The sequence below is a fragment of the Arthrobacter globiformis genome (genome assembly GCF_030817195.1).
Taxonomy (GTDB): domain Bacteria; phylum Actinomycetota; class Actinomycetes; order Actinomycetales; family Micrococcaceae; genus Arthrobacter; species Arthrobacter globiformis_D.
This window is the reverse complement of record NZ_JAUSYZ010000001.1, coordinates 957,806-970,906: the sequence shown is the minus strand read 5'-3', so window position 1 is coordinate 970,906 and position 13,101 is coordinate 957,806. Positions and strand designations below refer to the sequence as shown.

The 13,101-nt window shown below is 66.5% G+C and carries 9 protein-coding genes; 5 read left to right on the top strand and 4 right to left on the bottom strand.

Going from position 1 to position 13,101, the window contains the following annotated elements:
- Positions 1-28: 28 nt before the first annotated feature.
- Together QF036_RS04545 and QF036_RS04540 are read right to left on the bottom strand one after the other, a co-directional pair.
- Complete coding sequence (locus tag QF036_RS04545; RefSeq protein WP_307099617.1) at positions 29-1,777, bottom strand: pyruvate dehydrogenase; 1,749 nt, start codon at positions 1,775-1,777, stop codon at positions 29-31.
- A gap of 186 nt (positions 1,778-1,963) precedes the next feature.
- Positions 1,964-3,349, bottom strand: coding sequence for an MFS transporter (locus tag QF036_RS04540; RefSeq protein WP_307099615.1), 1,386 nt, complete (start codon positions 3,347-3,349; stop codon positions 1,964-1,966).
- 294 nt (positions 3,350-3,643) lie between these two features.
- On the opposite strand from QF036_RS04540, the gene QF036_RS04535 reads away from it, so the two are divergent.
- Genes QF036_RS04535 through QF036_RS04525 form a run of 3 tightly spaced genes read left to right on the top strand, consistent with a single transcriptional unit; the run spans position 3,644 to position 6,754 of the window.
- Positions 3,644-4,312: a response regulator transcription factor gene (locus QF036_RS04535; protein WP_307099613.1), complete on the top strand. Its 669-nt coding sequence runs from the start codon at positions 3,644-3,646 to the stop codon at positions 4,310-4,312.
- Positions 4,309-5,751, top strand: a complete 1,443-nt coding sequence (locus QF036_RS04530; protein WP_307099611.1) for a sensor histidine kinase — start codon at positions 4,309-4,311, stop codon at positions 5,749-5,751. The genes QF036_RS04535 and QF036_RS04530 overlap by 4 nt, the downstream gene beginning before the upstream one ends.
- Complete coding sequence (locus QF036_RS04525) at positions 5,744-6,754, top strand: TAXI family TRAP transporter solute-binding subunit (RefSeq protein ID WP_307099610.1); 1,011 nt, start codon at positions 5,744-5,746, stop codon at positions 6,752-6,754. The genes QF036_RS04530 and QF036_RS04525 overlap by 8 nt, the downstream gene beginning before the upstream one ends.
- Positions 6,755-6,763: 9 nt before the next feature.
- Here the strand turns inward: QF036_RS04525 and QF036_RS04520 are convergent, their stop codons facing one another.
- On the bottom strand, positions 6,764-8,278 hold the full coding sequence (locus QF036_RS04520) for a helix-turn-helix transcriptional regulator (RefSeq protein WP_307099608.1): 1,515 nt from the start codon (positions 8,276-8,278) through the stop codon (positions 6,764-6,766).
- Between the two features lie 161 nt (positions 8,279-8,439).
- On the opposite strand from QF036_RS04520, the gene aceA reads away from it, so the two are divergent.
- Together aceA and aceB are read left to right on the top strand one after the other, a co-directional pair.
- Positions 8,440-9,756: an isocitrate lyase gene (gene aceA, locus QF036_RS04515; RefSeq protein WP_307099606.1), complete on the top strand. Its 1,317-nt coding sequence runs from the start codon at positions 8,440-8,442 to the stop codon at positions 9,754-9,756.
- 262 nt (positions 9,757-10,018) lie between these two features.
- Positions 10,019-11,689 (top strand): malate synthase A, encoded by a 1,671-nt coding sequence (gene aceB / locus QF036_RS04510; protein ID WP_307099604.1) that lies wholly within the window; start codon positions 10,019-10,021, stop codon positions 11,687-11,689.
- 209 nt (positions 11,690-11,898) lie between these two features.
- Here the strand turns inward: aceB and QF036_RS04505 are convergent, their stop codons facing one another.
- Positions 11,899-13,092 carry an MFS transporter gene (locus QF036_RS04505; RefSeq protein ID WP_307099602.1) on the bottom strand — a complete coding sequence of 398 codons (1,194 nt, stop codon included), beginning with the start codon at positions 13,090-13,092 and terminating at the stop codon, positions 11,899-11,901.
- Between the last annotated feature and the right edge of the window lie 9 nt (positions 13,093-13,101).

The window sequence follows — 13,101 nt, the reverse complement described above, 5'->3', positions numbered from 1 at the left end:
TGCCGCCCCGCGCACAACCGCCCGCACACTAGCGCCGCGGGATATTCCGGAGGTTGCTGCGCGCCATGCTCACGGCCTCACCGGCGCCACGGTTCAGGACCACCTTCGACATGGCGGTGGCGAACCCCAGGACCTGCGAGCCAGTTATTTTCGGCGGAATCGACAATGCCTTCGGATCCGTGATGAGCTCGACCAGCGACGGCCCCGGATGGGCGAAGGCCTCGCGGTAGGCGTCCTCGATCCGGGCGGGATCCGTGACCCGGACGGCATGGAAGCCGAGGGCACGGGCCACGGCGGCGTAGTCCGCGTCGGGCACGTCCACGCCGAAGTCCGGCAGGCCGTCCACCAGCATCTCCAGCTTGACCATGCCCAGGGTGGAGTTGTTGAAGACCACCACGTTGACCGGCAACCGGTGCGCGGCCACGGTGATGAGCTCGCCGAGAAGCATGGACAGGCCGCCGTCGCCCGAAACCGAGATGACCTGCCGTCCGGGGTACGCCAGCTGCGCCCCGATCGCGTGCGGCAGTGCATTGGCCATAGAGCCGTGCAGGTAGGAGCCGATCAGCCGGCGGGTGCCCAGCGGATTGATGTATCGGGCAGTCCAGACATTGCACATCCCCGTATCCGCCGTGAAGATCGCGTCCTCGGCCGCCACTTGGTCCAGGAGCGAGGCCGCGTATTCCGGGTGGATCGGCTGCTTCTTCTCCACTTTGCGGGTGTAGGCGCCCACGGCCTTGTTCATGAGCCGGTCATGCTTCTTGAGCATCTGGTTGAGGAAGCGGCGGCTCTTTTTGCGTTCCAGCAGGGGCAACAGAGCGGTGAGCGTGGGCAGCACGTCGCCATGGACGGCAATGTCGACGTCGGTCCGCCGGCCCAGCCGGTGGGCGGCGCGGTCCACCTGGGCGGTCCGGGTGCCGGGCAGGAACTGGTCATACGGAAAGTCGGTGCCCAGCAGGATCAGCAGGTCCGCGTCCTCGATCCCTTCCGCCGCGGCGCCATACCCCAGCAGCCCGGTCATGCCGATGTCGTAGGGATTGTCGTACTGCAGGAAGTCCTTGCCCCGCAGCGTGTGGCCGACCGGCGCACCGATCAGTTCCGCGAGCCCAATGACCTCGTCATGGGCTCCCTGAGTGCCCGCGCCGGCAAAAATGGCAACCTTGCCCGCCGCATTGATGGCATCGGCGAGCTCACGGATGCTTTCCGGTGCCGGCGTCAGCGTGGCGGGCCGGAACTTTGCGGGCAGCGGGGTTTCGCCTGTGGCCTCCAGCCCGGCGATGTCGCCGGGAAGGGTGACGACGGCGACGCCGCCTAATGCCACGGCGTGCTGGACCGCGCTGTGCATCACCCGCGGCGCCTGTTCCGCCGTGCTGATCAGCTCCGAGTAGACGGAGCATTCGTTGAAGATCCGGTCCGGATGGGTTTCCTGGAAGAAGCCGCTGCCGATCTGCTTGCTCGGGATGTGCGATGCGATGGCCAGAACTGGTGCGCCGGAGCGGTTCGCGTCGTATAGGCCGTTGATCAGGTGCAGGTTGCCGGGGCCGCAGGAGCCGGCACACACGGCAAGCTTCCCTGTCAGCTGGGCTTCGGCAGCGGCGGCGAAGGCTGCGGCCTCTTCATGCCGGACATGGATCCAGTCAATGCCGCCTTTGGCCGCTCCGCCGGTCTGCCGTACCGCGTCGACGATGGGGTTCAGGCTGTCGCCCACAATCCCGTAGATCCGCTGCACACCGGCAGCCTGGAGTTGTTCAATGAGCTGGACTGCGAGTTCCTTGGCCATGAGTGCATACTCCCGCGAACGTCTGGGACAGCTGACAGGTTGATCAACTGACAGGGCCCAATATAGTAGGGCAGCCTGAACGCGGGCCGGACAGACGACGACGGCGGGAGCCCGGCCCGCCCCGTACGGAACCGCGTTGCCGGCCACCCGCCGCCGTACTCTCTTGGGAGCTTTGCCGCCTGGACGCTAGGCGTCCACGAGGTCCTTATCGTCGTCCTTGCGGTCCGCCGACCAGGCGTGGCCCTGTTCGTGGTCCAGGTGGGTGGACTTCTTGTTCCGCAGGCAGAAGACGTAAACCGCCAGCGAGATGGCAATGGCCACGGTGACGTAGGTGAAGAAGAGATCCACGCGCTCGGCCTTCTGGAAGGCAGCGCCGAGCAGCGGCACCGTACCGCCGAAGAGTGAGTTGGCAATCGCGTAGCCCAGCCCGACGCCGAGGGCGCGGATGGAGGCGGGGAACAGTTCCGCCTTCACGAGGGCGTTGATGGACGTGTAACCGCCGACGATCAGCAGCCCGCCCATCATCAGCAGGAAGGCGGTGAAGGGGTCTTTGGTGTTGGACAGCGTGGAGAGCAGCGGCCAGGTGAAGAGCACGCCGGTGATGCCGAACCAGAGGAGCAGCGGCTTGCGGCCCACTTTGTCGGAAATGATGCCGTAGACGGGCTGGAGCAGCATGAAGATGAACAGCGCCCAGAAGTTGATCACGGACGTGTCCGTTTTGGCGATGCCGGACGTATCGTTCATGAACTTCAGGATGAAGTTGGTGTAGGTGTAGAACGCAACCGTGCCGCCCAGAGTGATGCCGATGCAGACCAGCAGAGGCTTCCAGTGCCGGGTGAAAAGCAACTTCATGGTGCCCGGCTGCGCCTCGCCCGCGGCCGGAACCCGGGCGGCCTGGATCTGGTCTGCGGAGACGGTCTCTTCCATGGACCGGCGGAGCCAGAGGACGACGAGTGCAGCAACGCCGCCGATGGCGAACGGGATGCGCCACCCCCACTCGTTGAGCATGTCTTTGCCCAGGACGTTCTGCAGGATCACGAGGACCAGCAGTGCCAGCATCTGGCCGCCCACCAGTGTCACGTACTGGAAGCTGGAGAAGAAGCCACGGCGTTTGGAGGTGGCCGCCTCCGACATGTAGGTGGCGCTGGTACCGTATTCGCCGCCCACGGAGAAGCCCTGGACCAGGCGGATGAGGATCAGCAGCACCAGGGCCCAGACGCCGACCTGCTGCGTGGTGGGCAGCACGGCGATGGCAAAGGATCCGGCGGACATCAGGGTCACGCTGAGGGTCAGGGCCGCTTTCCGGCCGTTGCGGTCGGCGTACCGGCCGAAGAACCAAGCGCCGATGGGACGCATCAGGAACGACGTCGAGAACACCGCCATCGCTTCCAGGCCAGCTTGGAGTTCATCCTTGGAGTTGAAGAAGTGGGCCTGGAAGTAAGCGGCGAAGACGGTGTAGACGTAGAGGTCGTACCACTCCACGAGGTTTCCGGCGGAGCCTTTGAGGATGTTGCCGACGGCTCGGCGGGTTTGTGCTGCCTCATTCAGCGGCGCGGCGTGCTGGGTGCTCATCGATGAACCTTCCTTAGCAAGAACGGCCTCCCGGAAGCGCGGAGGACCCTATCCAAACTAGGGGTGATCCAGCGCACTACCAACGCGAACGGGATTTCCTAACACTTCCTTAGGTTTCGGGGCGGGTTTGCGGTTGCCGCAGGCGGGTCTGCTCCTGCGGCGGGCGAAAAAGCTGGCAAAGCGGTAATCTCCAGAAGGGACTATGCGGCCGGGCGCACGGGCCGGCTCTTGCTGCGGGACTGCGCGCTCGGATTCAGCAGCCGGGCTTTGCATCAACGTACAAGGGACATGCCCATGGAAGTGCTCATCGTCGAGGACGACGACGCCATGGCTGGCGCTCTGACCGCAGCCGTCGCCACCGCCGGGCATAAGACCACACGGGTGTCCCGCGGAGCTGATGCGCTCCTGACGCACCGCAGGTTCGAGGTGATCCTCCTGGACCTGGGGTTGCCCGACATGGACGGGCTGGATGTGCTGCGGAAACTTCGTCAGGTGACCGACTGCCCCATCCTGATCCTCACTGCGCGCGACGACGAGCGCAGCGTGGTGCTCGGGCTGCGCTCCGGTGCTGATGACTATCTGGTCAAGCCGGTCAAGCTCGTGGAACTGCTGGCGCGGATCGAAGCTGTCACAAGGCGTGCCGGGCGCAGCAGCGGGAGCGCGCCGCATACCGTCGTCGTGGACGACCTGGAAATCGACCTGGACCGGCGGGCAGCCACCAGGGCGGGGGAAATGGTGCCGCTGACCGCCACCGAGTTCGAGCTCCTGGCCCTTCTGGCCCGCCATGCAGGGTCCGTGGTCACCCGGGAGCAGATCCTTGACGCTCTGTGGGGCGATGCTTTTCTGGCTTCCTCACGGTCACTTGACGTGCACCTGACGGGGCTGCGGGCGAAACTGCAGAAACCCGGCTTAATCATCAATGTCCGCGGCGTGGGCTACCGGATCGAAGCGGATCCGGTGTGAGGCTCCGTGTTCTCGGCATCCTTAGCGTGCTCTGTCTGCTGCTGGTCTTCCTGGTGTCCGGCACCATACTGACCTCCGCTGCCAGGGAACTCACCCAGGAACTCCAGATAAACCGGGTGGCCTCACTGAACCGGCTGGCGCAGGTGGCCTATGAAGCGGCCGGGGACGGTGACACGTCGCGGCTGCAGCGAGAGATGGACACCTACTCCGGACTGTACGGAGAAGGCATTGTGGTCCGGCTCCAGCAGGGCACCGCGCGCTCGGGCGGACTCAGTGAAGACAGTGCTGATGTACGGGAGGCGCTGACCCGGGCGCAGCTCAACCTCAATGACACGTCCCTCGCCACGCTGCAGCCCTTCAGCTCCGGCTCAGAAGTCATTTCCCGCTCCTTCGGCAGTGCCAGCCAGGTTCTGGGCGCCGTGGTCATGGACGTGGACCTCCGTACGGCCCGGCAGAAGCTGCTGGAACGGTGGGTGGTGGTGGCTGCTGCCGCGGCTGTCCTCGCGGCCGTACTGCTGCTTGGTGCCGCCCGCGTAACGGGCTGGGTGCTGCGCCCCGTGCACCGGCTGAACGCAGCCGTCACCGAGCTTGAGGAAACCGGACGGGCCGGGCGGCTGCCGGAGGAGGGGCCGCCGGAGCTGCGGGAACTGAGCAGGTCGTTCACTGCAATGGCGCAGACCGTGAGTGCCAGTATCGAATCGCAGCGCCAGCTGATAGCCGACACGTCCCACCAGCTGCGCAACCCGATAGCGGCCCTGCGGCTGCGCCTGGACGTTCTCCAGCTTGAGCTGAAGACTGCCCGGGAGCATGACGCCGCGGCCAGCGCCCTGGCAGAGCTGGAACGCGTGGAGGAGATCCTGGACGGCGTGCTGAAACTGGCCGCGGCCGAACACCGGGTATCTGAAGACTCGGCCCGGCCGTTCAGCAGTTCCCCCTCCGGAAAAGCTCCCGGGCCGGTGGACCCTTATCCCGTCCTGCAGGGGGAAGTGGAGCGGGCAGGGGCCGCCGCGCAGCGAGCCGGTTCACGGTTGGTCCTGGCAGAACCGCCCCAGCCGCCTGTGCTGGTGGCCTGCCATCCCGCGGAGCTGGCGCAAATGGTTGCAGAACTCCTCAACAACGCGATTAAGTACGCCCCCGAGGCAACAGTGATGGCAGCGGTCCGAGTACATCCGGACACCGTGACAGTGGAGATTTCCGACGACGGGCCAGGACTTTCCGCCGAGGAACGCGCCGCCGCAACCACCAGGTTCTGGCGGGCACAGCGGCATTCCACAGTCCGCGGCACCGGCCTGGGAATGACCATTGTGGGTAAGCTCGCCGCTGCCAACGGTGGCCGGCTGGTGTTGACCGAAGCCGAACCCCGGGGCTTGGCGGCCCGGATCGAATTCCGTGCCCCTGCTCACGCGCCGGCCCCCGGGACGGACCGTCCCGATGCCTGAGGCTGCTGGGCTGCCGGCGGCCCTGCCGCGGCGGGCTGTCCTAAAGGCCGGCCTGACGAGTGGATTTCTGGCGCTCCTGCCGCCTGCCCTGGGTTCATGCACCGGCCAGAACCGTCCCGGCCTGCTGACCGTCGCGGGCGGCGAGTCGGGCGGGTTCTACCTGGAATTTTCCACCCTCCTGGCAGCGTCGCTGGAACGGCACGGGGTGGCCGACCACGCCAAGGCGCTCCCCACCGGCGGCAGCCTGGATAACCTGGCTGAGGTGCTGGCTGGCAGGGCCACCTTTGCGGTGGCTCTTGCCGATTCCACCGCTCAGCAGAACAGCCTGCCGCATAGGCCCGTAAAGGTGGCGGCGCTCGGGAAGGTCTACGAAAACTACGTGCACTGCGTGGTGCGGAAAGACAGCGGGATCCGCAGCTTTTCGCAGCTCGCCGGCCGCCGGGTCGCCGTGGGGCAGCCCGGATCCGGAACGTCGCTGACCACCCCCCGGCTCATGGAAGCGGCCGGCCTGAACACATCCCCGGAAGGTGCGGGATCCACGGCGGGGGCCGTCGTCGTCATGAGCCTGGGGCTGAATGACGGCCTTGCCGCGCTGAAGGCAGGGTCGGTGGATGCACTGTTCTGGTCGGGCGGCGTGCCCACCGCCGCCATTGCCGCCGCTCAACAGGATGTGCCGCTGGCGCTGCTGGACCTGTCAGCCCTGCTACCGCGGCTGCGGCAGCGATATGGCGCCTACTATGACCGCGTACTCATTCCCGCGGGCAGCTACCCCGGGGTTCCCGCGGTGTGGACGGTGGGAGCCGCCAACCTCCTGCTCTGCCGTGAGGACCTGGACCACGACACGGTGAAGCGGACCGTGGACCTGCTGGTGCACTACGCCGGAGAACTGATACCGGAGTCCAGCCTTGGCGTGCAGTTCCTCAGCCCCGAGACCCTCATCAACACTGCCGGCATACCGTTGCATCCCGCAGCGGCCGCGGCATACAGGTCACTCCACGGGTGAGGGCGTCCGTCAGCTTCCCGAGTGGGCCTGCAGGAACGTGTACACCTCGGTCTCGTCCACGCCGGGGAAGGCACCCGGGGGCATCGCAGCCAGCAGGTGGGAGTGGGCGCGGGCAGACGGCCAGGCGTTGCCCGCCCACTCGGATGTCAGCGCCGCCGGCGGCCGTTTGCAGCAGTTGGGGTCCGGGCAGTTGGACGTGGCCCGGGCCGTCGTCTCCCGTCCGCGGAACCACTTCACGTGCTGGTACGGGACCCCGATGCTCAGCGAGAACTGTCCGCTGGCCGACCGGTCCGTGCGCGCCGTGCACCAGTACGTGCCCGAAGGCGTGTCCGTGTACTGGCTGTAGGCGCTGAACTTGTCCGGCACGTCGAACACGGCGCGGGAGGTCCAGGCCTTGCAGGACGGCTGCCCCTCGATGGCCCCGGTGTGGTCCTGCGGGAAGTTCACGCCGTCGTTCTCGTAGGCCTTGTAAATAATCCCGCTCTGGTGGGTCTTCTGGAAATGCGTGGTGATGCCCAGGTGCTTGGTGGCCAGGTTGGTGAAACGGTGGGCGGCCGTCTCGTACGACACGGCGAAGGCGTCGCGGATGTCCTCCACCGCGATCTCCTTCGCCGCCTTGGCTTTTTGCAGAAATTCCACGGTGGCCTGCTCCGGCAGCAGGAGCGCCGCCGCGAAATAGTTCGTCGCCACCCGCTGGGCCAGGAAATCACCGTAGTTCCGGGGCGTCTCATGCCCCAGGACGTAGTGGCCCAGAGCCTGCAGCAGCACCGAGCGCGGGTCATGGTCCTGCCGCTCACTCTGCGTCAGGTAAATTTTGCGGTTCTTCAAATCGGTCACCGAACGGGTGGAATGCGGCAGGTCACCCACGTGGTGGAGGGTGAATCCGAGGTGCTCCGCGATGTCTGCGATGACGTGCTGGCTCAGCGGTCCGGTCGTGTAGCCGACCTCCTTGAGCACCTTCTGCGCCTCGGCTTCGTACTCCGGAAAGTAGTTGCCGCGTTCACGCATCATGGCCCGCAGTTCACCGTTTGCGCGGCGGGCTTCCTCGGGCGTCGCCACCTGCTCGTTCATCTTGCGTTCGAGCTCCTGAAGCAGCCCCACCTGGGCCTCCAGGACATCCATCGGCAACCGCGAGCTGATGCGGATTTTGGGCAGGTTCAGGGACTCGTACAGCGGTCCGCGCTGGTAGCGTTCGAGCTCGATTTCCAGGCCCGCCCGGCGGCTGGGCGGCTCGGCTCCCAGCAGCTGGTCAATACCCACGCCGAGCGCCCCGGCCAGGTGCTGCAGGAGCCCGAGTTTTGGTTCCCGCTTGCCGTTCTCAATGAGGCTCAGCTGGCTCGGTGCGGTCCCGACGGCGGCACTCAGGTCATCGAGTGTCAGGCCCGCCTGCTTGCGCAGGTGGCGCACCCGGCGGCCCAGCGCAATGACGTCCAGTTCGGCCGTGGGCGGGGACGACGGCGGGTGCGAAACTTCCCTGTTCCAGCTTGAAGGCGACATTTCTGAAGAATACGCGAAGAAACGCATTTCTTTCCACCTTTTTCCTCTAGAAAGCTCTTTGGAAGTGCAGAAAAGTAGGTGTCACGAAGGAAAACCCCTCCGGAAACTGGCCGGACCTGCAAAGGCGCAGGGACGGTCAGCCCGGAAAAACTTCCCGGAATGGCCCGGGAGCTAACAAGGAGACAAAGATGACTGCAGCATTTGAGCCCAACCAGCAGACGCCCGAACAGCAGGCCGCCGCCCTGGAGCTCGAGTGGGCTGCCAACCCGCGCTGGGAAGGCGTCACTCGGGACTACTCAGCCGCCGACGTCGTCCGTCTCCGCGGCCGTGTCTCCGAAGAGCACACCCTTGCCAAGCGCGGCTCCGAGAAGCTGTGGAAGCAGCTCACCGAGGAGCACAAGACCGGCAAGTACACCAACGCCCTCGGCGCCCTGACCGGCAACCAGGCCGTACAGCAGGTCAAGGCTGGCCTGCGCGCCATCTACCTCTCCGGCTGGCAGGTTGCCGCGGACGCCAACAACTCCGGCCACACCTACCCTGACCAGTCGCTGTACCCGGCCAACTCCGTTCCCACGGTGGTCCGCCGCATCAACAACGCCCTCCTCCGCGCAGACCAGATCGAATTCTCCGAGGGCATCCAGACCGTTGAGGACTGGCTGGTCCCGATCGTCGCCGACGCCGAAGCCGGCTTCGGCGGGCCGCTGAACGCCTACGAGCTAATGAAGTCCATGATCCAGGCCGGCGCCTCGGGCGTTCACTGGGAAGACCAGCTCGCCTCCGAGAAGAAGTGCGGCCACCTCGGCGGCAAGGTCCTGATCCCCACCCAGCAGCACGTCCGGACCCTGAACGCGGCCCGCCTCGCCGCCGACGTCGCCGGCACCCCGACCGTGGTCATCGCCCGCACCGACGCCGAGGCAGCAACCCTGATCACGTCCGACGTCGACGAGCGGGACCAGGAGTTCATCACCGGTGAGCGCACGGCCGAAGGCTTCTACAAGGTCCGCAACGGCATCGAACCCTGCATCGCCCGCGCCAAGGCCTACGCACCCTACTCCGATCTCATCTGGATGGAAACCGGCACCCCGGACCTGGAGCTGGCCCGCAAGTTCGCCGAAGCGGTCAAGGCCGAGTTCCCGGACCAGATGCTCTCCTACAACTGCTCCCCGTCCTTCAACTGGCGCAAGCACCTGGACGACGCCACCATCGCCAAGTTCCAGCGCGAACTCGGCGCCATGGGCTTCACGTTTCAGTTCATCACCCTGGCCGGCTTCCACGCCCTGAACTACTCGATGTTCGACCTCGCCCACGGCTACGCCCGCGAAGGCATGAGCGCCTACGTCGAACTGCAGGAGAAGGAATTCGCCTCCGAGTCCCGCGGCTACACCGCAACCAAGCACCAGCGCGAAGTCGGCACCGGCTACTTCGACGACATCTCCACTGCGCTCAACCCGAACGCATCCACCCTCGCTCTGGTCGGATCGACCGAAGAGGGCCAGTTCCACTAGTCCCCATTCAAGCCCAAAGGTGAGCTGTCGTCATCGCTCACTCGAAGGCACGACGGCGGCCGGCACCCAGGTGCCCAAGCCTCGGGCCGGAAAAGGTGATCCGGAAGCGTGCGTAAAAGGGGCCCTATGCCCCGGCTTGGCCGAGCTTTGCGAGGCCCTTGCCGGGCATGGGGAATAGCACGCGGAGGATTGCCTTTTTCGGCCTCCCAGCACCAGCCGCCGCACCGCCGTCGAAATTGCTTCTTCTGAGGAGAGAATTGAAATGAACAGCTTCACTGACAACTTCACGATTAACGGGATCACTCTGACCGCGCAGCCCATTTGCCGGCAGGGCGAGGTGCTTACTCCGGACGCGCTGGGCTTCATTGCGCAGCTGCACCGGGCCACAGCGGACCGGCGGCAAGAACTGCTGCGGGCCCGCAAGGCCCGGCGGGAGGACATCGCCCGCGGCCAGGACCCTCGGTTCCTCCGCGAGACCGAGTCCGTCCGGAACGATCCGAACTGGCGGGTCGCTCCCCCGGCTCCTGGCCTGGAGGACCGCCGGGTGGAGATCACCGGACCGGTGGACCGCAAAATGACCATCAACGCCCTGAACTCCGGCGCCAAGGTGTGGCTGGCGGACATGGAAGACTCCTCCACGCCGTCGTGGCGCAACGTCATCCAGGGCCAGCTCAACCTCACGGACGCGCTGGAGCGCCGGATCGACTTCACCTCGCCCGAGGGCAAGGAATACAAGCTCAAGGCCGCCGAGGAGCTGCCCACCATCGTGGTCCGGCCCCGCGGCTGGCACCTGCCGGAGAAGCACATGCTGATCAACGGCGAACCGATCGCCGGCGGCATCGTGGACTTCGGCCTGTACTTCTTCCACAACGCCCGCCGCCTCCTGGCCCAGGGCAAGGGCCCGTACTTCTACCTGCCCAAGATCGAAAACCACCTCGAAGCCCGGCTCTGGAACGACATCTTCATCCTGGCCCAGGACCTGCTCGGCATCCCGCAGGGCACCATCCGTGCGACCGTGCTGATCGAAACCATCACAGCCGCGTTCGAGATGGAGGAGATCCTGTTCGAGCTGCGGGACCACGCCGCCGGCCTGAACGCCGGCCGCTGGGACTACATCTTCTCCCTCATCAAGAACTTCCGCACCCGCGGCCCGCGCTTCGTCCTGCCGGACCGCGGCCAGGTGACCATGACGGCCCCGTTCATGCGCGCCTACACCGAACAGCTGGTCCGGGCCTGCCACAAGCGCGGCGCCATGGCCATCGGCGGCATGGCCGCCGCCGTTCCCAACCGCAAGGATGAGGCCGCCAACGCCAACGCCTTCGAAAAGGTCCGCGCGGACAAAACCCGCGAGGCAGCCGACGGCTTCGACGGCTCCTGGGTAGCGCACCCGGACCTGGTCCCCGTGTGCCGCGAGGTGTTCGACGGCGTCCTCGGCGATAAGCCCAACCAGCTGGAGCGCCTGCGTGAAGACGTCACCCCGGACGACCGGGCCCTCATCAACGTGGCCGCCACACAGGGCACCATCACCGAACAGGGCATCCGGAACAACATCGAAGTGGGCATCCGCTACATCGAATCCTGGCTGCGCGGCAACGGCGCAGTCGCCATCCACAACCTCATGGAAGACGCCGCCACCGCGGAAATCTCCCGCTCGCAGCTGTGGCAGTGGATCTACTCCCGCGCCATCACCGACCACGGCGAGATCATCAGCCGGGAATGGGTGGAGGAGATGCTGGACGAGGAGTTCGCCCGGCTGGAGCGCTTCGACGGTGACCGCTTTGCCGATGCCCGCGACATCTTCGAGGAGGTCACGCTGAGCGACAAGTTCCCCAGCTTCCTCACGGTTCCCGCCTACGCCCGGTACCTGCACGAAGCCCGCGAGAGCATCGACGCCACAGCCGAGGCCATCGAGGACGAGCTCGTCGCCGCCTAGGCATCGCCCTCCGAACCGGCTCAGACTTCCGCCCGCCGGGCCGCCACGCCCTTCGCAACAGGCACCCCCGAAGGCCGGGGGGGCGGCCCGGCAGCGGAACCACCTTGAAGCGCGAACTGGCAGCTAATGACCCAAAAACCCACGTTTGAGGGCGTTAGCTGCCAGTTCGCGCTTTGAGGTTTAAGGAATGTACGACGGCGGGACCGCAGCTAGCGCTGGCGGGGCACCTTCCGTACGGAGAGCGTTGTCGAAATGACGAACGCCAGCACGGACCCGAGGATCACCAGGAGGGGCATGGCCCAGCTGCCCGAGGTGCTGTGGACGTAGCCCACCACAGTCGGGGCCAGCGCCGCTACGCCGTAGCCCACACCCTGGACGATCGCCGATATCCTGCCCGCGGACGCCTGGTCCTGGGCGAGCTTGATGATGGCGATGAAGATGAGTGTGATGCCGCCGCCCTGCGCCACTCCCCCGAGCGAGGACCACAGCCACCACAGCTGGGGAACGAACAGCAGCCCCAGCGGAACGGTCAGCCACATGGCACCCAAGGTGACCGCGACCGCCGTCGTACTCATGAACCGGGCCGCAAGCGGCACACCCAGGCCGCCCGCGATGGCCATGATCTGGAACAGGGAGGAGCCCGCCCCGGCGGCTGCCGGCGTCATGCCGAGTTCATCGGAAAGCAGAGTGGGCAGCCAGGCGGTCACGCCGTAATAGGAGATGGCCTGGCCGGCGAAACCCAGCGTCAGCCCCACCGTGATCCATCGAGACGCCGGGCGGCCGGCTGGAGGCGGGCCGCCAGTGCCGTCGTCGGCCGCGGGGAGGAAAGCCCGGCGTCCGGAGGCGAAAATCCAGACGCCGACGGCCGCGATGGCGAAGGCCGCGGAGCCCGCAATGGCAGCCCGCCAGCCGGCCAGCTCGGCCAGCGGCGCCGTGACCACGGACGTAGCAAACGAGCCGACGTTCAGCGCAGCCGTGTAGATGCCCATGGCGGTCCCTTGGCGCCGCGATGAGAAATCCCGCCGGATGATCAGCGGCACCGCGATGTTGCCCACGGTGATGGCCAGGCCCAGGATGACCGTTCCCGCCATCACCATGACCCCGCCGCCGGCCGAACGGACCGCCACACCGGCGAGGACGCCCGCCAGCGTGAGGGTAATGGCCAGTTCCGCCCCGAGCCGGCGTCCGGCCAGCGAGGCAAGGGGCGCCGCGAGCGAGAAGCACAGGACCGGAATCCCGGTCAGCAGGCCCAGCTCAACGGGTGAAAAACCCAGCTCCCGCTGCATCGGGCCCAGTACCGGTGCCACCGCCACGAAGGGGCCCCGCATGTTGAGGGCGATGAGTCCTATGCACGCGAGCAGGATCCAGCTGCGGGGAACCTTCGTTCCGGTGCTGCCCCTCATAGGGCGCGG

What these genes read in the sequence shown, in the direction of transcription:
- QF036_RS04535 (WP_307099613.1), top strand. Translation starts at nt 3,644, where the DNA reads ATGGAAGTGCTCATCGTCGAGGACGACGACGCCATGGCTGGCGCTCTG.
- QF036_RS04525 (WP_307099610.1), top strand. Translation starts at nt 5,744, where the DNA reads ATGCCTGAGGCTGCTGGGCTGCCGGCGGCCCTGCCGCGGCGGGCTGTC.
- QF036_RS04545 (WP_307099617.1), bottom strand. Translation starts at nt 1,777, where the DNA reads ATGGCCAAGGAACTCGCAGTCCAGCTCATTGAACAACTCCAGGCTGCC.
- aceB (WP_307099604.1), top strand. Translation starts at nt 10,019, where the DNA reads ATGAACAGCTTCACTGACAACTTCACGATTAACGGGATCACTCTGACC.
- QF036_RS04540 (WP_307099615.1), bottom strand. Translation starts at nt 3,349, where the DNA reads ATGAGCACCCAGCACGCCGCGCCGCTGAATGAGGCAGCACAAACCCGC.
- QF036_RS04505 (WP_307099602.1), bottom strand. Translation starts at nt 13,092, where the DNA reads ATGAGGGGCAGCACCGGAACGAAGGTTCCCCGCAGCTGGATCCTGCTC.
- aceA (WP_307099606.1), top strand. Translation starts at nt 8,440, where the DNA reads ATGACTGCAGCATTTGAGCCCAACCAGCAGACGCCCGAACAGCAGGCC.
- QF036_RS04520 (WP_307099608.1), bottom strand. Translation starts at nt 8,278, where the DNA reads ATGCGTTTCTTCGCGTATTCTTCAGAAATGTCGCCTTCAAGCTGGAAC.